The organism is Polaromonas sp. (genome assembly GCF_030682935.1).
In the GTDB taxonomy this organism is placed as follows: Bacteria; Pseudomonadota; Gammaproteobacteria; order Burkholderiales; family Burkholderiaceae_C; genus Polaromonas.
Genome location: NZ_JAUXNA010000105.1, coordinates 1 through 20,157 on the forward strand (window position 1 = coordinate 1; position 20,157 = coordinate 20,157).

Genomic DNA, 20,157 nt, shown 5'->3' on the forward strand with positions numbered 1-20,157 from the left:
GGCAAGGCGATGTCATGGGCGGTGTTGTAGGCCATCCAGTTGCCTTCCCAGCCACCGAACAGCGCCTTGTTCACGGGGGCGACCACCGGGTTGGTGGTGTTCTTGATCCACTCTGCGGTTTCCAGGCGCATGACCTTGGCCACGTCGGCCGGGTCCATCGCCACCCAGCCGTAGCCCGTGAGGTGGACCTCGGCCCGGCAGTGCTGCGCACCCTTGAGGCTGGCGGGGTTGCCCGACAGCTCTTTGTAGCCAAAGGCCGAGGGCACCAGGCGAATGCCGTACACATCGCGTGCGGGCACGCCCACCGCGCGGCACAGGCCCACAAACAGCGCGTTCAGGTCCGCGCACTTGCCGCCCAGGTTGCCGGTTTCCAGCATGGTCTTGATGTCGCCTTCGCCGCAGCCCTGCACCTTGGGTTCGCGGTAGGTGTTGCTGACGATCCAGTCGTAGAGCTTCCGGGCTTTTTCCACATCGGTTTTGGCGCCCTTGATGGCGGCCAGCGCCGTTGTACGCACAATGCCGTCGGTGGGAAGGAGCGCCGTGGGGCGGGTGAAATAACGCAGGGTGTCGGCGTTTTCTGCCGTAGCGGATTTCTGCGACCAGTCATTGGCGCGGTTTTGCGTCTGCACCCGGCTGGTCAGCAGGACATGGGGTTGCGCCTGGCTGGCGGGAAATTCCACGTACAGCATCTTGGCGCCGTCCTGGCCGTCGTGCACCAGCTTGGCCGTGCCGTTGCTGGAAAAACTGCTTTCCAGCGAACGCTGGTAATCGCTGTTGACCGACGGCACCGGCAACCAGACCCGGGTCACGCCGTCGGGCTTGGCGATGTCCACGCGGGTGCTGACCTCAAAGGTGCGCCAGACGCCGCTTTGAGGCGCAAACTTGCTGCGGACAGGCGCTGGCGTTTGCGCAAAATTAATAGCAGACAGCGTAGCAGTGATGCTGGCTACAGCCGTATTTTTCATAAAACGGCGACGGGCAAGAGCGTAAACGGTGGTCATAAAGAGAACTCCGGATGGGTGGGAAAGCGGGCGCAATCGGCGTAGGTAAAGGTACACCGAATTGGCTCTGGCGAACGCAGACAGTGCTGGTTCAGCCCCATGATTATCGCCACACGAACGACCGACCTAATGCGCGCGTTGCTGCAGGGACTCGGACGGGCAATGCCCAAATAATTTCCGGTAGTCACTGGAGAACTGGCTGAAATGCCAGAAGCCCCAGTCCGAGGCGACGTCCCGCACGGTCAGCGCGTTCGACGACTTTTCGCGCAAATGCCGGCGTGCACCATTGAGCCGGATCAGGCGCAGGTACTGCATGGGACTGATGTTGAGCACGTCCTCAAAGCAATACTGCAAGGTTCGGCGACTCACATACAGGCGCTCGCACAGTTGCGGCACCGTCATCGGCTGGTCGCGGTGCTCCAGCACATAGCCTCTCGCCTTCGCCACAATGCGCTGGCGCCGCATAAAGCTTTTGCTGACAGGGCCGTCCACCTGGCTGGTGTCCAGCATCGTCAACAGCACGTCCGTCACGGCTTGCTGGCGAGACGCCTGGTTTGGGCATTCGCCCTCTTGCGCCAGCAAGGCGGATAGCGTGTGCAGGCAGGATGACCGTGACGCAGCGTTGACATGCATCACCTCGGCACTGGCCAGCCGCGTCCAGTCGATCTGGCAGCCTATTCTGCCGGCTGCACTCAACAAGGCATCGCGCCTGATCACGATGCCGTAAATGGCGTAATCGGCGGGCGTCACCAGTTCAAACTCACAGTGACCCGGGCGCACCATTATTTTGTCGGCGCCCGCCAGCCGACCGTTGATGCGCGTGTCTGCGCCATGGTCCGCAAGGCCAAACCAGAACGTCTCTGGCCAGACGCAGCAAGACTGGCGCACCGCATGGCTGATGCTTTCCCGGAACACTTGCATCTGCGGCAGTTGCAGCTCTACCAGTGCGCCATGGAATCGGCCCGGCGTGATCTGGTCGTAACTTTGTTCCCAGTCTGTCAGGTTGTGCGCATGCTCGTCAGCATCCATGGCCTGGATGGCTCGAACCTGGTGCGCAGCGCCCGCAAAAGGTGCAACAGGCGCCTTGTGGTCAGCGCGGGCTAAAGATACGAGAGCCATCGGGTGCTTCCTTGTAATTCGGTTTGCATGGTTTGTACCCGGCTCGCATCGATTGGGGAACCCGAGCTATCCCGGTTTTTAAAAACTTTGCCGAAATTTAATAACGTCCCAAAACAGGGATGGATAAAGTTGGGAGCAAGCAAATCCCATGCCCAAACCATCTACAGAAATTCTGAAATCAGACGGAATCCGATTGGAAAAAAGATGAAACCTGCAAACCCATTTCACATGCCAGACGCACTCAAACCGGTACTCAACACCTTGCAACTGTGGGGTATGGCCGTTGGCCTGGTTATTTCCGGAATCTATTTCGGCTGGAGTTTTGGCTGGGCCTCTGCCGGCACGCTGGGCTTCACCATCACGGCGCTTTTTATTGCAGCCATGTATGCCACCTTTATCTTCAGCTTCACCGAGTTGACCACCTCCATCCCGCACGCGGGCGGACCGTTTGCCTACAGCAAGCGCGCGTTCGGGCCGAGTGGCGGCTATCTGGCCGGGGCAGCCACCTTGATTGAATTCGTGTTTGCGCCGCCCGCCATCGCCCTGGCTATCGGTGCCTACCTGAATGTGCAGTTTCCCGGGCTCGACCCCAAAATGGCGGCGCTGGGGGCTTACCTCGTTTTTATGACGCTCAATATTCTGGGGGTTCAAATTGCCGCCACCTTCGAGCTGGCCATCACGCTGGTGGCCATTTTCGAATTGCTGGTGTTCATGGGCGTGGTCGCGCCCGGATTCTCGATGGCGAATTTCGTCAAAGGCGGCTGGTCCGGCCAGGACAGCTTCAGCCTGGCTTCCATTCCCGGCATGTTTGCCGCGATTCCCTTCGCCATCTGGTTTTTCCTGGCCATTGAAGGCGTGGCCATGGCGGCCGAAGAGGCCAAAGACCCCAAGCGCTCGATCCCGATTGCCTACATTACCGGCATCCTGACCCTGGTCATTCTGGCCATCGGCGTGATGGTGCTGGCGGGCGGCTCGGGTGATTGGACCACGCTGGCCAACATCAACGACCCGCTGCCCCAGGCCATGAAAATGATTGTGGGCGACAACAGCGGCTGGCTGCACATGCTGGTCTGGCTTGGCCTGTTCGGTCTGGTGGCATCCTTCCACGGCATCATTCTGGGTTATTCGCGCCAGATCTTCGCCTTGTCACGCGAGGCTTATCTGCCCGCGTACTTTGCCAAGGTCCATCCGCGCTTCAAGACCCCGCACCGGGCCATTCTGGCGGGTGGCGTCATCGGTATCGCCGCCATCTACAGCGATGAGTTGATCAAGATCGGGGGTCAAACCCTGACCGCCAACATCGTCACCATGTCCGTCTTTGGCGCCATCCTGATGTACATCATCAGCATGCTGAGCCTGTTCAAACTGCGTCGTGCAGAACCCGGCATGGCCCGCCCTTTCCGCGCCCCGTTTTACCCTTACTTCCCGGCGTTTGCGCTGGTCGGCGCCTGCGTCTGCATGGCCACCATGGTCTATTACAACCCCTTGATTTTCGGTATTTTCGTGGGCTTCCTGGCGCTGGGTTATGGCTATTTCCTGCTGACCGGTCACCACCGTGCCAGTGCGATGACAATCGCTTCTCTTGCATCAGACACCGCCTAAAAACATCGTGCAGCCCCATCAGTACACCCATGCCGTCGGAGCCAGAAGCTACGGTTTTCACGACCTGAAAGACCTGATGGCCAAGGCCACGCCCGCGCGCTCGGGGGACCTGCTGGCGGGTGTGGCCGCGCACAGCGCCGAAGAGCGCGCCGTGGCGCAAATGGCGCTGGCAGAGTTGCCGCTGGGCACCTTTCTGAATGTGGCGCTGGTGCCGTATGAAGACGACGAGATCACCCGCCTGATCATGGACAGCCACGATGCGGCCGCCTTTTCACCGGTCAGCCACCTCACCGTGGGCGACTTTCGCAACTGGCTGCTGAGCGATGACGTGGACAGCGCCGTGCTGGCGGCCCTGGCACCCGGCATCACCCCTGAAATGGCCGCAGCCGTCTGCAAGATCATGCGCAACCAGGACCTGATTCTGGTGGCAAAAAAATGCCAGGTGCTTACGCGGTTTCGCAACACCATCGGTCTGGCGGGCCGCCTGTCCACCCGTCTGCAGCCCAACCACCCGACCGATGACCCTAGCGGCATTGCCGCCAGCCTGCTGGACGGCTTGTTGTACGGCAGCGGCGATGCGGTGATTGGCATCAACCCGGCCACCGACAACGTCACCCAGGTGATCAAGCTGGTCACGATGATGGATGACATCATCCGCCAGTACGAGATCCCGACCCAGTCTTGTGTGCTGACCCACGTCACCAACACGATGCAAGCCATCGACCGGGGCGCGCCGGTGGACCTGGTGTTCCAGTCGATTGGCGGCACCGAGGCCACCAACCGCAGCTTTGGCGTGAGCCTGGACCTGCTGGCAGAGGCGCGCAGCGCGGCGCTGTCATTGAAGCGTGGCACGGTGGGCGATAACGTGATGTATTTCGAAACCGGCCAGGGCAGTGCGCTGTCGGCCAATGCGCACCACGGGCTCGACCAGCAAACCTGCGAGGCGCGCGCCTACGCGGTCGCGCGCCACTTCAAGCCCTTGCTGGTCAACACCGTGGTTGGGTTTATCGGCCCTGAATACCTGTTTGACGGCAAGCAGATCACGCGCGCCGGGCTGGAGGACCACTTTTGCGGGAAGCTGCTTGGGCTGCCGATGGGCTGCGACGTGTGCTACACCAACCACGCCGAGGCCGACCAGAACGACATGGACGTGCTGCTGACGCTGCTCGGCGTGGCGGGTTGCAGCTTCGTGATGGGCATACCGGGGTCAGACGACATCATGCTCAACTACCAGACCACGTCCTTTCATGACGCGCTGTATGCCCGCCGGGTGTTGGGCCTGCGGCCCGCGCCGGAATTTGAGGCCTGGCTGCAAAAAATGCAAATTTTCAGCGGCGACAGCGACTCGTTTAGGCTCAACCCGGCCTTGCCCCCCGCTTTTCAAACAGCCCTGCGGCGACTGCCCTGACCCGCCATGCACGATAGAAATTCCCCCGTCATCGCCAACCCCTGGGCAGCGCTGCGCCAATTTACCGACGCCCGCATCGCGCTGGGGCGCGCAGGCGTGAGCCTGCCCAGCGCAGCCCATCTTGCGTTCCAGCTCGACCACGCCCGGGCGCGTGATGCGGTTCACCTGACGCTGGATGTACCTCAACTCGCGCAGACCTTGAACACGTCACTGGACAAGCACAGTGCGCCCTGCGTCACGCTGCACAGCGCTGCGGCTGATCGCACCACTTATTTGCAGCGGCCGGACCTCGGACGCCGGCTTGACGGCGCATCAAGGGAGAAACTGGAGGCCTTGAATGCCGCGGAAAAACAGCCGTCAGACCGTCCCTATGACCTGGCTTTCGTGGTGGTTGATGGCTTGTCGGCGTTAGCCATTGCGCAAAACGCCGTCCCCTTTTTAGCCGGCCTGCAGCGCCGCATCGCAACCGAAAACTGGTCCGTGGCACCGGTGTGTATTGCCGTGCAGGGGCGAGTGGCCATTGGCGACGAGGTGGGCGAGCTGCTGGGTGCCAAGGCGGTGGTGGTCCTGATTGGCGAACGGCCGGGCTTGAGTTCGCCCGACAGCATGGGCTTGTATTTGACCTGGATGCCACGCGTGGGGCTGCTGGACGCCAGCCGCAATTGCATTTCCAACGTGCGCCCAGCGGGCTTGAGTCTCGATCAGGCCGCCTACAAGCTGCATTTCTTGTTGGCACAAGCGCACCAACGGCAGTTGTCGGGCGTTGCGCTCAAGGACGAAACCGACGACAAGCGCGGCCGGGTCAAGGCGTCTCAACAGAATTTTTTACTTTAGCAAGGGCTGCAACAGCCTTTCAGCCGGCAAACCACTCCAGTCCACCTCGCCCCGCACACGCTGCCGGGGCTGGCCACGGTGGTCAAGCGTCAAGGTGGTGGGAAACACATTGACACCCCACTGGCGGGCCACCGACCCGTCGGTGTCGAGCAGCACGGGCAACGTCAAGCCGGTTGAGGCGGCAAACTTCAGCGCGCGGGCGGCCGGCTCCTTGAAGTTGATGGCCAGCACCAGCAGCTTGTCGGGGCCATAAAAGTCGGCTACCTGCTGCAGCGTGGGCATTTCAGCGCGACACGGCGGGCACCAGCTGGCCCAAAAATTCAGCAGCACCGCCCTGCCACGCAGATCGGCCGGACGCCAGGTTTTTCCAGTGGTGTCGACCAGACTGAAGGCCGACAGCGGACCCGTCCAGGGCGACACGTCAAACCCGGGAGCGTTCAATCCTTGCGCGCCAAGCGCGGGCAAGGCCGCCGTGCTGGCGGTGGCCAGGGCGCCCTGCAGAAAGTGGCGACGGGAAGAAAGTTGGTCAGGCATGAGGGCAAGCAGGGGTAAAAAATTTGATCAAACGACAGGCAAGGTTAGCAAAGCCCGGCCGCTGGCAGGCGCGCAAGGTCTTATGCTGCCGTTGCCAAGGACATAATAAATAGGCGACGCACCGGCCTTGTCACAAAGCGATACAGTCCTACAAAAGCGCTTTCCAAACTGCTTTCAAATCCATTTTTACCCTCTTCGGCCTCGTTGATTTTGAACCTTCCACTCAACATTCCCGCCCTGTCGCCTGCGTCGCCGCAGTTCATCAACCTTTATACAGACGCCGTGCCGGGACAGGCGCCCGGCCCCGTGCAGGAATTGAGCGAGGGGTTGATGGCTGCAGCCGCCAGCGTATCGCCCAAATATTTTTACAACGCGCTGGGCTCCAAACTGTTTGAGGCCATCACGGCCTTAAGCGAGTACTACCCGACGCGCACCGAGGCCGGGATTTTCGGGGCCTCCCACGCACAAATCGCCCAGACCTTGGCCGACCGAGGCATCCACCACCCCTGCCTGATTGACTTGGGCGCGGGCAACTGCGCCAAAGCCATGGCCTTGATTCCCCACCTGCAGCCGCGCCAGTACGTGCCGGTCGACATTTCGGCGGACTTTTTAAAGGAAGCCGCCGAACAGGTGCAAAGCCGTTTTCCAGCGCTCGACATCGTGGGCCTGGGCATGGACTTTTCAGCCGGACTGGCCCTGCCCGACGAGGTTCAGGCGCATGACCGGGTGTTTTTCTATCCGGGCTCCAGCCTCGGCAACTTTCATCCAGAGCAGGCCCTGCAGTTTTTACAGCACATGGCAGACCCCGCGCAAGGCAGGGCGCGCGGCCTGCTGCTGGGCATTGATCTGGTCAAGGACACCGCCACGCTGGAAGCGGCTTACGACGATTCGCTGGGCGTGACGGCGGCGTTCAACAAAAACCTGCTGCTCAACGTCAACCAGCTGCTGCAGTCGGACTTTGATGTTCGCCAGTGGCGCCATGTGGCGCTGTTCAATGCCGCGCAATCACGCATTGAAATGCACCTGGAGGCGATGCATGCGCTGAGCGTGCGCTGGCCCGGCCATACCCGCCGCTTTGAGGCGGGGGAGCGCATCCATACCGAGTCGTCGTACAAATACACGCTGGGCGGCATGACGGCGCTGCTGAAGCAGGCCGGATTCAGGCAGGTCCGGCACTGGAGCGACCCGCAGAACTGGTTCGCCGTGTTCTGGGCTGCCGTTTGAGGCCGCTGGCAGGCATTTTGTCTGCTCACTACGCAACGCCCTTGGCGTAGGTCGGGTTAGCCGCAGGCGTAACCCGACATTTTCGTTCGCGGCGCTAGCTGTCGGGTTACGCTGCACTAACCCAACCTACCTCGAACCGATGCCCTTGCTCGAGTTCAAACGCGCTCGGTAACCCAGGGCTGCACCGATTTCAGCGCTGCATCCAGGCTGGCTGCATCGGTGCCGCCCGCCATGGCCATGTCGGCCTTGCCGCCGCCCTTGCCGCCCACCTGCTGGGCCACAAAGTTCACCAACTCGCCGGCCTTGACCTTGCCCGTGCTGTCGTTGGTCACGCCAGCCGCGATCTGCACCTTGTTGCCGTCCACGGCGGCCAGCACGATGACGGCGGTTTTGAGCTTGTCTTTGAGCTTGTCCATGGTGTCACGCAGCGTCTTGGCGTCAGCGCCATCCAGCCTTGCTGCCAGCACTTTCAGCCCTTTGACGTCCACCGCCTGCAGCATCAGCTCATCGCCCTGCGACGAGGCCAGCTTGCCCTTGAGCGCGGTCACTTCCTTTTCCAGCGTGCGGACCTGCTCCATCACTTGCCCGATACGGTTCTGCAATTCGGCGGGGCTGGCCTTGAGCGACGACGCTGCGGCCTGCACCGTGGATTCGAGCGACTGCAGGTAGGCCAGCGCGTTTTGCCCGGTGACGGCTTCGACGCGGCGCACGCCCGAGGCCACGCCGCTCTCGGCCACGATCTTGAACAGGCCAATGTCGCCGGTGCGGCCCACATGGGTGCCGCCGCAAAGTTCCTTGCTCGAACCAATGCTGAGCACGCGCACGGTGTCGCCGTACTTTTCACCAAACAGCATCATCGCGCCGGTTTTCTGGGCCGACTCCAAGTCCATCTCCTTGGCCTCGGCGGCCAGGTTGGCCAGAATTTCGGCGTTGACGCGGGCTTCGACTTCGCGGATTTGCGCGTCGGTCATGGGCGCGTTGTGCGCAAAGTCAAAACGGGTGCGGTCAGCGTTAACGAGGCTGCCCTTTTGCTGCACATGCGCGCCCAGCACTTCGCGCAGGGCTTTGTGCATCAAATGCGTGGCGCTGTGGTTGCGCACCGTGGCGGCGCGCACGGCGGCATTGACGCGCGCGCTGACATGGTCGCCCACGTTCAGCGTGCCCTGGGCCAGCGTGCCATGGTGGCCGTAGACGTCGGCCTTGATCTTGAGCGTGTCGCTCACGGCAAAGCGGGCCGAGCCGCTGACCAGTTCACCTTCATCGCCCGCCTGACCACCGCTTTCGGCGTAGAACGGCGTCGTGTCCAGCACCACCACCCCGCTTTGGCCGGCTTTCAGGGCTGCAACGCTGATGCCGTCTGCGTAGATCGCCACGATTTTTGACGTTTCTTCCAGGTGTTCATAACCGGTGAAGCGGTTGACTGCGCCGGTGTAATCCAGGGCGCGGTCCATCTTGAACTTGCCGGCGGCTCTGGCCTGGGCTTTTTGCTGGTTCATGGCCAGCGCAAAGCCGGCTTCATCCACGCTCAAGCCGCGCTCGCGGCAGACGTCGGCGGACAAATCCAGCGGAAAGCCGTAGGTGTCGTGCAGCTTGAAGGCCACTTCGCCAGGCAGCACCTTCACGCCATCGGCCAGTGCGGCATCCAGAATCTGCATGCCCGTTTCCAGCGTCTCGAAAAAGCGTTCTTCCTCGGCCTTGAGCACCTCGGTGATGCGCTGCTCGTCAGCCGCGAGCCGGGGATAGGCGTCACCCATCACGCGGACCAGGTCGGCCACCAGCTTGTGGAAGAACGGCGTTTTCTTGCCCAGCAGGTAGCCGTGCCGAATGGCGCGGCGGATGATGCGGCGCTGCACATAGCCGCGGCCTTCGTTGGACGGGTTGACGCCGTCGCTCACCAAAAACGCGGTGGCGCGGATGTGGTCGGCAATCACGCGCAGCGATTTGTGGCCCAGGTCCTGCTCGCCAGTTTCGCGGGCAGCGGCCTTGATCAGCGCGTCAAAAATATCGATCTCGTAGTTGCTGTGCACATGCTGCAAGATGGCAGCCAGGCGCTCCAGCCCCATGCCGGTATCGACGCAGGGCGCGGGCAGCGGCGTGACGGAGCCGTCTTCCGCCATATTGAACTGCATGAACACGTTGTTCCAGATTTCGATGAAGCGGTCGCCGTCTTCCTCAGGACTTCCGGGCGGGCCGCCGGGAATGTGGTCGCCGTGGTCGTAGAAGATTTCCGAGCAGGGGCCGCAAGGGCCGGTGTCGGCCATCATCCAGAAGTTGTCGGATTTGTAGCGTCCACCCTTGTTGTCGCCAATGCGAATCACGCGCTCGGGCGGCAAGCCAATTTCCTTGGTCCAGATGTCGTAGGCCTCGTCGTCTTCTTCGTACACCGTGGCCAGCAGGCGCTCGGCCGGCAGTTTATAGACTTCGGTCAGCAGCTCCCAGGCCCACTTGAGCGACTCGCGCTTGAAGTAGTCGCCAAAACTCCAGTTGCCCAGCATCTCGAAAAACGTGTGGTGGCGGGCGGTGTAGCCGACGTTTTCCAGGTCATTGTGCTTGCCGCCCGCACGCAGGCAGGCCTGCACCGAGGTGGCGCGCACATACGGGCGCTTGTCCACGCCCAGAAACACATCCTTGAACTGGACCATGCCGGAGTTGGTGAACATCAGCGTCGGGTCGTTGCCCGGCACCAGCGAGCTGGAGGGCACCACGGTGTGCCCCTTGGACGCAAAGAAGTCCAGGAAGGTCTTGCGGATGTCGGCGACGGTGACGACGGCGGTGGCGGCGGCGGCGGCGGAGGCGGAGGAAGTGGGAGTGCTCATGTTTTGCCAGTTGGGGCGGACCGCTGCGATGACAAGTCAGCGCAGCAAGCCGCACACGGGTGCTTAAAAAGACGGAATGAGGCACTGGACCCCGGTCTGGGCCCGGCCTGCCTTAAACAGCAATTATAAGTTTGCAGGGCACCAAGGTTACAGTGCGTTTTGGACTCAGACGCTATGCTTGAGGGCTGCGGCCCACGGTGGCGCACCGCAGCCCACACAGTCAACTGAAGGACACACGCATGGACATGAAAACCTCCCCTCTTGCCTTACTCAAAGACCCCAGCCTGCTCAAGACCGACGCGCTGATCAACGGACAGTGGCTGCCGGGTGCCAGCCGCTTCGATGTGCTGGACCCGGCCACCGGCCACAAACTGGCCGATGTCGCCAACCTCGGCCCGGCCGATGCCGAAGCGGCCATTACGGCAGCCAATGCCGCCTGGCCCGCCTGGCGCAGCAAAACCGGCAAGGAGCGCAGCATCATTTTGCGCAGGTGGTTTGACCTGCTGATGGCCAACCAGGACGACCTGGGCCGCATCATGACGGCCGAGCAAGGCAAGCCTTTTGCAGAGGCCAAGGGCGAAGTCGCCTATGGCGCCAGCTTTGTCGAGTGGTTTGCCGAGGAAGCCAAGCGCGTCAACGGCGAAACGCTGCCCCAGTTTGACAACAACCGCCGCCTGATGGTCATCAAGCAGCCGATCGGTGTCTGCGCTGCGATCACGCCGTGGAACTTCCCGCTGGCCATGATCACGCGCAAGGTGGCACCGGCACTGGCCGCCGGCTGCCCGGTCATCATCAAGCCGGCCGAGCTGACGCCGCTGACCGCGCTGGCCGCCGCCGAGCTGGCCATCCGCGCCGGCATTCCGGCGGGCGTGCTCAACATGATCACGGCCGACAGCGACAACTCGATTGCCGTGGGCAAGGTGTTTTGCGCCAGCGATGTGGTGCGCCACATCAGCTTCACAGGCTCCACCGAAGTGGGCCGCATCCTGATGGCGCAAAGTGCGCCGACCGTCAAGAAGCTGTCGCTGGAGTTGGGCGGCAACGCGCCCTTTATCGTGTTTGACGATGCCAACATCGATTCGGCCGTTGAAGGCGCCATGGCCAGCAAGTACCGCAATGCCGGCCAGACTTGCGTCTGTGCCAACCGCATCTACGTGCAGGACGGCGTGTACGACGAGTTTGTCGAGAAATTTGCAGCCAAGGTCCGTACCGTCAAGGTGGGTAACGGCTTTGAAGACGGTGTATCGCAAGGCCCGTTGATCGAGGATGCTGCGGTTGAGAAGGTGGCCAGGCATGTGGCCGACGCCGTGGCCAAGGGTGGCAAGGTGCTGGCCGGTGGCAACAGGCTGCCGGGCCAGTTCTTCGAGCCGACCGTGATTTCAGAAGCCACGGCCGACATGCTATGCGCCAGGGAAGAAACCTTTGGCCCCTTCGCTCCCGTGTTCCGCTTCAAGACCGAGCAGGAAGCCATTGATGCCGCCAACAACACCGAGTTTGGCCTGGCCAGCTACTTCTACAGCCGGGACGTGGGCCGCATCTTCCGCGTGAGCGAAGCGCTCGAATACGGCATGGTGGGCATCAACGTGGGCGTTCTGGCCACAGAGCATGTACCATTCGGGGGAGTCAAACAGTCGGGACTGGGCCGCGAAGGCTCACACCACGGCATGGATGACTACGTGGAAATGAAATACCTATGCATTGGAGACATACAAAAATGAACCGTAAAGCATTTATCCAGGGCGCCGCACTGGCCCTCAGCACCACCGTCGCCATGGGTGCGGTTGCGCAGACCGCATCACCCGCCAGAGCCAAGGTCGTATTCCAGGTCAGCGACGGCGACGCAGGAAAATGGGCCTTGGCCTTGAACAACGCCAAGAATGTGCAGCAGGAACTCGGCGCTGGCAAGGTCGATATCGAGATCGTGGCCTACGGTCCCGGTATCGGCATGCTCAAGGCTGACGCCACGACCAGCAACCGCATTACGGAAGCCGTCAAATCCGGCATTCAGGTCATAGCCTGTGAAAACACCATGACCACCCAAAAACTCACCAAGGCAGACATGAACCCTGCCATAGCTTATGTTCCGGCCGGAGTGGTGGAACTCATGAAACGGCAAGCTGAAGGTTGGGCCTACATCCGGCCTTGACCTTCCTGCTCATTCAATGATTAAAGCCACCCAGCCGGGTGGCTTATATAATTCAGGGCATCGCGGGTGTAGTTCAATGGCAGAACGGCAGCTTCCCAAGCTTCATACGAGGGTTCGATTCCCTTCACCCGCTCCAGCTTTTCAGCCAGTCTTCTGCCTGGATTTCACACGGTGTCCAACGCACTTTTCACTTGGACGGCACCCAGGGTGAAGTAAAAACAGGCGCCGAGTCCTTCCCGCGAATGGGCCCAGACCCGCCCCCCGTGCCGGGTGATGATCCGCTGCACCGTCGCCAGTCCTATGCCTGATCCCGAAAAATCAGCGAGCGAATGAAGCCGCTGGAACGTGCCAAACAGCTTGTCCGCGTAAGCCATGTCAAATCCGGCGCCGTTGTCCTTGACAAAATAAACCGTCTCGCCGTTGACGGCCGTCTCGCAACCGATATCAATCCGTGCCACGACCTGCTTTGAGGTGAACTTCCATGCGTTGCCCATCAAGTTGTAAATAACAACCGACAGCAAACGCGGGTCGCCCTCGACTGACAGGCCATCCGGAATGCACACATTCACCTCGCGCGCAGGTTCCCGGTCCCTGCACTCCTGTGCCACCTGCCTGGCGATGGCGGCCAGGTCGACCGGCCCGAAATGCAGCGGGTCGCGCGACAGTTTGGCGAGCGAGAGCAGGCCCTCGATCAGCTCCCCCATCTGCCGTGTTCCGGCGCGAATTCGGCTCAAATAATGAAGTCCTTTTTCGCCAACTTTTTCCCTCACCGCACGGTCCAGCAGCTGGCTGAATCCATCGATGGTATTGAGCGGCGAGCGAAGGTCGTGAGACACGGAATAGGAAAAAGTCTCGAGTTCCCGGTTTACCGCCTCCAGCTGCCTGTTGACTGCTTCCAGCCGGGCGGTACGCCGGCGCACGCGATCTTCCAGTTCGGCGTTGAGCCGCAAGATGCTTTCTTGTGCCTGCTTGCGCTCGGTGATGTCCTGGACGGAACCGTGAAGCCGGTGGAGCTTGCCGCTTTCGTCGCGCGCCACTTCGCCAATGGCGCGTACCCAGACCCGACGCCCACTGGCAGTAATGATCTCGAGTTCTTCGTCAAACGACCTGCCGCCTTGAATGGATGATTGCACAGCATCCGCAATTTTCTCGCGCCACTCAGGCGCATAAAATTCCAATGCTTGCTGCAGCGTCGGCCTGGTCCCCAGTGGCATATCGTGGATTTTGCAGACTTCATCGGACCAGACGACAGGCTCCGCCGGCAATTGCAGCATCCAGCCACCAATGCGGGCGGTACGCCCTGCAATTTCGAGCAACACTTCGCTCTGACGCAGCTGGTCCTGGATAGCCCGGCGCGCCGTGATGTCCTCGGTCACCGAGATGATGTGCGTGGCCTCCCCCGCCGCCGATCGCACCAGGGACACCGTGGAACGGACCCACACGGCAGAGCCGTCCTTTTTTACGTAGCGCTTTTCGTCTGAAAAACTCTCAAACTCGCCAGCGAGCATCCTGTCTCTCAGCGCGGCATAGCGGACACGGTCGTCCGGATGGGTCAACTCGCGCGTGTCCGTGGTCCGCAACTCGGCCTCGGTGTAACCAATGATTGCGTAATAGGCGGGATTGGCCATCAGGAAACGGCCGTCGGGCGTGTTCATCACGATGCCGGTTGCCGCAGTGCCCAACATCAGCTGAACCATTTCCTGGCTGGATTTGAGCTGTTGCTGCACCTCGGTCCGGTGGTTGACTTCTGCCTGCAGTTGCGCTGTCCGCACACGCACGCGGCGCCGAATCTGCATGTTCCAGAACAGCACCAGCGCGACCAGCACGAAAACGGCCATGCCCACGCCCATCATCCAGTGCAGCAGCCTCGAATTCGGATCGGGGTGGGGTTCAAACACCAGGCCGTCCAGCGAGAAATCCGAACGCACCAGCCCCAAGCTCGCCAGTGTCCGCGCGATGGACTCGAAACGGGCAGGGTTCAAGTGGCCAATTTCCACCACCTCCGGCAAGATGAAAGTCCGCATCGCGTTGGCCTCCCCGATCAGGGATTCACGCGTCAGGCCGCGCTGGGCGACACCCCCCATCCCCAGGATCAAGTCCGCAAGCTCTTCCTCGTGATTGAACGCATACTCCCATCCTTTGCGGGTAGCACGCAAAAATGCCGCCGTGCGGTCGGGATGTTTGGCCACTTCCGCTTCTGTCGTGAAAATAATGTCGCCATAAAAATCAACGCCGTAGTCAACCCCCCGCATCGTCGCCGGGGTTACCCCGCGGGCACTCAGCAAGGCCGGTTCTGCCGTGGCATAAGCCGACATGGCATCGACCTTGCCATTGATCAGGTCGTCGAGATTCCACGACTGCGGAATGATATTGACGAGCTTCGGGTCAATGCCCTCGCGCTGCAACATGGCGCGCAACTGGATACCGCCCTGGTCTTCCGACAGCATGACGGTTGCTCCAACGAGGTCTGCCGGTGTGCGTAACCCGCGATCCTGCCGGCTCATGATGACGTAGGGCGAATGCTGAAAAATAGCGGCCAACGCTACAACCGGCTGCCCATTGATCCGGTTGATCAACAGATCAGAGTCGCCGATGGAAAACTGGGCCTCCCCACTGAGCACCTGGGCTACGGGCGGCTTGTCGGCGCCGCCTTCCCGGATCGTGACCTCCAGGCCTTCATCGCGGTAAAAGCCTTTCGCCTGGGCGGCGTAGTAACCGGCAAACTGGAACTGGTGGAGCCACTTGAGCTGCAGCGTGACGCGCTCTGGCTGACTGGCCGCGGCTGCGGCGAATGCGGGATCCAAACAACTGGCCCATAGTGCCACTGCGGCCATGGCACCAATCCCCGCTGAAGACCATCCCGTCGGGATCAACAGAAACATTGAAGAACGGATGAGGTAACGCATTGTTACTTCAGTCTAGCATGCGCATTGCGGCTTTTGAGCTGGCCTTTGCCGCTGCCACCGAGGCCGCAGCCTCCGGTATCAGCGCGCCGTCGACAGGATGATGGTCGTGATTTTTCAGCGGGTTCGATCTGCCCGCCCGGCGCCGGAAACCGTCAGATCAGCTTGACGCCGGTCTTGGCCTGCAGGGCTTCCAGGGTCACACCCGGCGCTAACTCCACCACCTTGAGGCCCGCAGGCGTGACGTCCATCACCGCCAGATCGGTGATGATGCGGTCCACCACGCCCACGCCGGTGAGCGGCAAGGTGCATTGCGGCAGGATCTTCATGTCTTCGGTGCCGTCTTTCTTTTTGGCGACATGTTCCATCAGCACAATAACGCGCTTCACGCCAGCGACCAGGTCCATGGCGCCGCCCATGCCCTTGACCATCTTGCCCGGAATCATCCAGTTGGCCAGATCGCCCTGCTCGCTCACCTGCATCGCACCCAAAATGGACAGGTTGATCTTGCCGCCACGGATCATGGCAAAGCTTTCGTGGCTGCCGAAAATTGACGACCCCTTGATGGTGGTGACCGTTTGCTTGCCCGCATTGATCAGGTCAGCATCGACCGCGTCTTCCGTCGGAAAGGGGCCAATGCCGAGCATGCCATTTTCTGACTGCAGCCAGACTTCTTTGTCGTCTGGCACAAAGTTGGCCACCAACGTGGGAATGCCGATGCCGAGGTTGACGTAAAAGCCGTCTTCGAGTTCTTGGGCGGCGCGCGCCGCCATTTGGTCTTGGGTCCACGGCATGGTTCAGGCTCCTGCTTTTTCGGTGATGGTTCTTTTTTCGATCCGCTTTTCGGGATTCGGGTTGTGCACGATGCGGTGCACATAGATGCCGGGCAGGTGAATCGAATCGGGTTCCAGTTCTCCGGTTTCCACCACCTCTTCAACCTCGACAATGCACAGCTTGCCGGCCATGGCCACGGCCGGATTGAAGTTGCGCGCCGTCAGGCGAAATTGCAGGTTGCCGGACTTGTCGGCCCGGTGCGCCTTGACCAGCGAAACCTGGGGCACCAGCGCCCGCTCCATCACATACATCTCGCCATCAAACTCACGCAATTCCTTGCCTTCGGCCACCAGGGTGCCGACACCGGTCTTGGTGAAAAAAGCCGGAATGCCGGCGCCGCCAGCGCGCAGCTTTTCAGCCAGCGTGCCCTGGGGCGTAAATTCAAGCTCCAGCTCGCCCGCCAGGTACTGGCGTTCAAACTCCTTGTTCTCCCCCACGTAGGACGAGATCATTTTCTTGATCTGGCGCGTTTCCAGCAGCTTGCCAAGGCCGAATCCGTCGACCCCCGCGTTGTTGGAAATCACCGTCAGGTTCTTCACACCGGAGTCGCGCAAGGCGTCAATCAGTGCCTCAGGAATGCCGCACAAACCGAAGCCGCCGACCGCCAGTAACTGGCCGTCCTTGACGACGCCTTTGAGCGCTTGCGCCGCAGAGGGAAAAAGTTTATTCAAAAAAGTCTCCTTGTGTTTTTCAACGTCTACGCAAACCGCTACGATACTACCTATTTGCATACGTAGTTCTTCGTAAAGGTTAGCCCCATGCAAGTGGATTACCAGCTCGCTTTCGATCTGGCACCGGTGGGACTGGTGCTGTCCCGCAACCGTTCCATTCTGGACTGCAACCAGCACCTGTGCGAGATGTTCGGCGCAACGCCAGAGCAGCTCACGGGACAATCGTTCCTGATTCTTTATCCCAGCGCGGACGAGTACGAGCGCATCGGCGCCCGCATGCTGCCCATCCTGAATGCCACAGGCATGTATTCCGACGACCGCATCATGAAGCGCGTCGGCGGGCACAACAAGGACGAAACCTTCTGGTGTCATGTGACGGGGCGCGCGCTGAACCGCAGTGCGCCCCACGAGGCTGGCATCTGGACTTTTGAAGACCTGAGCTCGCGACGCCCGGTCACGGCAAAACTCACCGCGCGCGAGCGCGAGGTTGCGGCCCACCTGATGAAGGGCCTGACGTCCAAGGAAATTGGCCGTGCCCTGGTCATCAGCCACCGCACCGTGGAAATTTATCGCGCACGCCTGATGCGCAAGTACCAGGCGTCCACGACGGCAGACTTGGTCCACAAACTGATGGCCGGCTAATACTACTAATTCGATAGCTGCTTGCGTCCGTGCTTATTGGGCCATAGACCTAAAACACTTACAAAACAGGGCCTCGGCCTGGCGCGTGCAGTCAGGATTTTTTGGGTCCATCGACCACCTCGGCAGCGGTCCGGAAAGCTTCAACTGCGGCCGGCACGCCGCAGTAAACCGCTGCATGCAGCAGCACTTCCTGGAGTTCGGCCGGCGTCGCGCCGTTGTTGAGCGCGCCGCGCAAATGGCCCTTGAGTTCGTGCTGCTTGCCCATGGCCGTCAGCATGGCCACGGTGATCAGGCTGCGGGTCTTGAGGTCCAGGCCCGGCCGCTGCCAGACATCGCCCCAGGCTTTGGCGGTGATGTGCTCCTGAATGGGGCGGGTGAAGTCGGTGGCGCCGCCCAACGCGTTGGCGACAAAGTCTTCGCCCATCACCTGCTTGCGGGTGGCCAGGCCTTTTTCGAATTGGGAATCCATCGGTGCGCTCCTGAATAAAAACCGCAAGCATAGCGGGCACGGTCACGCCGCCGTCAAACGCTCAGTCAGGACTTCTGGCGGAAATACCGCGCGCCTATCGGCGCCTTGAAGAATGACTATGGCTGAACTATTGCGCTTCAGAAAGTGATTGGCCACAATGACTTCCTCCCTCAGCAGTTTTAATCGCCTTGTTTTTCATACGTCTCCCCACTTCAAACGAGCGGGGAAACTGAAGCAGCCCACGAAGATTCAGCCCACAACTTTCATCCAAAGGAACGCAGCCATGACCAAATTAACCACCGCCGCCGGCGCACCGGTCCCTGACAACCAGAACACCATGACCGCCGGCCCTCGCGGCCCAGTCCTGCTGCAGGATGTCTGGCACCTTGAAAAGCTGGCTCACTTTCACCGCGAGGTCATCCCCGAGCGCCGCATGCATGCCAAGGGCTCGGGCGCTTTCGGCACCTTTACCGTGACGCACGACATCACCCAATACAGCAAGGCCAAAATCTTTTCGGCCATCGGCAAAAAGACAGACCTGGTGATGCGTTTTTCCACCGTGGCCGGCGAGCGTGGTGCAGCCGATGCCGAACGCGACATCCGCGGCTTTGCCATGAAGTTCTACACCGAAGAAGGCAACTGGGACCTGGTCGGCAACAACACCCCCGTGTTCTTCATGCGTGACCCGCTGAAGTTTCCCGACCTGAACCGAGCCGTCAAGCGCGACCCGCGTACCAACATGCGCAGCGCCGAAAACAACTGGGACTTCTGGACCTTGCTGCCCGAAGCGCTGCACCAGGTCACCATCGTGATGAGCGACCGCGGCCTGCCCAAGTCCTACCGCCACATGCACGGCTTTGGCAGCCACACCTTCAGCTTCCTGAATGCCCAAAACGAACGCTTCTGGGTCAAGTTCCACCTGCGTACCCAGCAAGGCATTGAAAACCTGACCGATGCCGAAGCCGAAGTCCTGGTCGGCAAAGACCGCGAAAGCTCACAGAGCGATTTGCTCAACGCCATCGACAACAAGGAATTCCCGCGCTGGAACCTGCAAATCCAGGTCATGCCCGAGAAGGACGCAGCCACGTACCACCTGAACCCCTTCGACCTGACCAAGGTCTGGCCGCATGGCGACTACCCGCTGATGGATGTGGGCGTGCTGGAACTCAACCGCAACGCCGAAAACTACTTTGCCGAAATCGAGCAGCTGGCTTTTTCACCGGCCAACGTGGTGCCGGGCATCAGCTTCTCTCCAGACAAGATGCTGCAGTCGCGCCTGTTTGCCTACGGCGACGCGCAGCGCTACCGTCTGGGCGTAAACCACCACCAGATCCCGGTGAACGCGCCCAAGTGCCCCTTCCACAGCAACCACCGCGACGGCGCCATGCGCGTCGACAACAACAATGGCGCCGAGATTGGCTACGAGCCCAACAGCAAAGGCGCATTGCAAGAGCAGCCCGACTTTGCCGAGCCACCGCTGTCCATCGAAGGCGCAGCCGACCACTGGAACCACCGCGTGGACGAGGACTACTACTCGCAGCCAGGCAATCTGTTTCGCCTGATGACGCCGGCCCAGCAGCAGGTGCTGTTTGACAACACCGCCCGCTCAGTCGGCGGAGCCTCCAAAGCGATTCAGGAACGCCACATTGCCAACTGCGCCAAGGCGGACCCGGCCTATGGCGCGGGCGTTGCCAATGCACTGGCCAAACTGGCCTGAATTGACGCACCGCCATTGACGGCCTGACGTAAGACGGTCAGCCGTCAACAAGCAAAAGCGCATGGTTTGACCGCCATGCGCTTTTTTTATGGGCCGCGCCTGAACGTATCATTGCCCGAAGAAATCACTCAGCCAAAGAGAAAGAGACAAAGCCATGCGCGCACGCTACCCCGCTCCAGACATCAATGACCTGCCCGAAGACATCAAGGCCAAAGTGCTCGAAGTGCAGGCCAAGGC

At 61.0% G+C, this 20,157-nt stretch carries 16 protein-coding genes and 1 tRNA gene; 9 read left to right on the forward strand and 8 right to left on the reverse strand.

The genetic code is table 11. From position 1 onward, the window contains the following. Nucleotides 1–1,001, reverse strand: a 1,001-nt coding sequence (locus tag Q8K05_RS04775; RefSeq protein WP_305245382.1) for a transglutaminase family protein, incomplete at its 3' end; no start/stop codon positions are given. 126 nt (nt 1,002–1,127) lie between these two features. Beyond that, nucleotides 1,128–2,120, reverse strand: a complete 993-nt coding sequence (locus Q8K05_RS04780) for a helix-turn-helix domain-containing protein (protein WP_305245383.1) — start codon at nt 2,118–2,120, stop codon at nt 1,128–1,130. A 204-nt stretch (nt 2,121–2,324) separates the two neighbouring features. On the opposite strand from Q8K05_RS04780, the gene eat reads away from it, so the two are divergent. The 3 genes from eat to eutC are packed head-to-tail and all read left to right on the forward strand — an operon-like array spanning nt 2,325 to nt 5,964. Continuing rightward, a complete protein-coding gene (gene eat / locus Q8K05_RS04785) occupies nt 2,325–3,722 on the forward strand; it encodes an ethanolamine permease (RefSeq protein ID WP_305245384.1) in 1,398 nt (465 codons plus the stop codon). A gap of 7 nt (nt 3,723–3,729) precedes the next feature. Beyond that, nucleotides 3,730–5,130 carry an ethanolamine ammonia-lyase subunit EutB gene (locus Q8K05_RS04790; RefSeq protein WP_305245385.1) on the forward strand — a complete coding sequence of 467 codons (1,401 nt, stop codon included), beginning with the start codon at nt 3,730–3,732 and terminating at the stop codon, nt 5,128–5,130. 6 nt (nt 5,131–5,136) lie between these two features. Continuing rightward, nucleotides 5,137–5,964, forward strand: coding sequence for an ethanolamine ammonia-lyase subunit EutC (gene eutC / locus Q8K05_RS04795; RefSeq protein ID WP_305245386.1), 828 nt, complete (start codon nt 5,137–5,139; stop codon nt 5,962–5,964). Here the strand turns inward: eutC and Q8K05_RS04800 are convergent. Continuing rightward, the gene (locus Q8K05_RS04800) at nt 5,956–6,498 is read right to left on the reverse strand and encodes a TlpA disulfide reductase family protein (protein WP_305245387.1); all 543 of its coding nucleotides are present in this window, start codon (nt 6,496–6,498) and stop codon (nt 5,956–5,958) included. The genes eutC and Q8K05_RS04800 overlap by 9 nt on opposite strands. Before the next feature lie 210 nt (nt 6,499–6,708). Here Q8K05_RS04800 and egtD point away from each other — a divergent pair, with 210 nt between their 5' ends. Next, the gene (gene egtD, locus Q8K05_RS04805; protein WP_305245388.1) at nt 6,709–7,722 is read left to right on the forward strand and encodes an L-histidine N(alpha)-methyltransferase; all 1,014 of its coding nucleotides are present in this window, start codon (nt 6,709–6,711) and stop codon (nt 7,720–7,722) included. A gap of 155 nt (nt 7,723–7,877) precedes the next feature. Here the strand turns inward: egtD and alaS are convergent, their stop codons facing one another. Continuing rightward, a complete protein-coding gene (gene alaS / locus Q8K05_RS04810) occupies nt 7,878–10,538 on the reverse strand; it encodes an alanine--tRNA ligase (protein WP_305245389.1) in 2,661 nt (886 codons plus the stop codon). A 239-nt stretch (nt 10,539–10,777) separates the two neighbouring features. Between alaS and Q8K05_RS04815 the strand changes: the two genes are divergently transcribed. The 3 genes from Q8K05_RS04815 (at nt 10,778) to Q8K05_RS04825 (ending at nt 12,820) form a co-directional block, all read left to right on the forward strand. Next, the gene (locus tag Q8K05_RS04815) at nt 10,778–12,256 is read left to right on the forward strand and encodes an NAD-dependent succinate-semialdehyde dehydrogenase (protein ID WP_305245390.1); all 1,479 of its coding nucleotides are present in this window, start codon (nt 10,778–10,780) and stop codon (nt 12,254–12,256) included. Next, nucleotides 12,253–12,684 carry a DsrE family protein gene (locus tag Q8K05_RS04820; RefSeq protein WP_305245391.1) on the forward strand — a complete coding sequence of 144 codons (432 nt, stop codon included), beginning with the start codon at nt 12,253–12,255 and terminating at the stop codon, nt 12,682–12,684. The genes Q8K05_RS04815 and Q8K05_RS04820 overlap by 4 nt, the downstream gene beginning before the upstream one ends. 62 nt (nt 12,685–12,746) lie before the next feature. Continuing rightward, nucleotides 12,747–12,820 (forward strand) — tRNA-Gly (locus Q8K05_RS04825). A gap of 28 nt (nt 12,821–12,848) precedes the next feature. Here the strand turns inward: Q8K05_RS04825 and Q8K05_RS04830 are convergent. The 3 genes from Q8K05_RS04830 to Q8K05_RS04840 all read right to left on the reverse strand — a co-directional run bounded on the left by Q8K05_RS04830 (nt 12,849) and on the right by Q8K05_RS04840 (nt 17,092). Beyond that, nucleotides 12,849–15,590, reverse strand: coding sequence for an ABC transporter substrate-binding protein (locus Q8K05_RS04830; RefSeq protein ID WP_305245392.1), 2,742 nt, complete (start codon nt 15,588–15,590; stop codon nt 12,849–12,851). A 152-nt stretch (nt 15,591–15,742) separates the two neighbouring features. After that, the gene (locus Q8K05_RS04835; protein WP_305245393.1) at nt 15,743–16,381 is read right to left on the reverse strand and encodes a CoA transferase subunit B; all 639 of its coding nucleotides are present in this window, start codon (nt 16,379–16,381) and stop codon (nt 15,743–15,745) included. A 3-nt stretch (nt 16,382–16,384) separates the two neighbouring features. Next, nucleotides 16,385–17,092 carry a CoA transferase subunit A gene (locus Q8K05_RS04840; RefSeq protein ID WP_305245394.1) on the reverse strand — a complete coding sequence of 236 codons (708 nt, stop codon included), beginning with the start codon at nt 17,090–17,092 and terminating at the stop codon, nt 16,385–16,387. A gap of 87 nt (nt 17,093–17,179) precedes the next feature. Here Q8K05_RS04840 and Q8K05_RS04845 point away from each other — a divergent pair, with 87 nt between their 5' ends. Then, nucleotides 17,180–17,734 carry a LuxR C-terminal-related transcriptional regulator gene (locus tag Q8K05_RS04845; protein WP_305245395.1) on the forward strand — a complete coding sequence of 185 codons (555 nt, stop codon included), beginning with the start codon at nt 17,180–17,182 and terminating at the stop codon, nt 17,732–17,734. Nucleotides 17,735–17,825: 91 nt separating this feature from the next. On the opposite strand, the gene Q8K05_RS04850 is transcribed toward Q8K05_RS04845, so the two are convergent. After that, on the reverse strand, nt 17,826–18,203 hold the full coding sequence (locus Q8K05_RS04850) for a carboxymuconolactone decarboxylase family protein (RefSeq protein ID WP_305245396.1): 378 nt from the start codon (nt 18,201–18,203) through the stop codon (nt 17,826–17,828). Nucleotides 18,204–18,486: 283 nt separating this feature from the next. Between Q8K05_RS04850 and Q8K05_RS04855 the strand changes: the two genes are divergently transcribed. Further along, nucleotides 18,487–19,920, forward strand: a complete 1,434-nt coding sequence (locus Q8K05_RS04855) for a catalase (protein ID WP_305245397.1) — start codon at nt 18,487–18,489, stop codon at nt 19,918–19,920. Nucleotides 19,921–20,157: the final 237 nt, after the last annotated feature.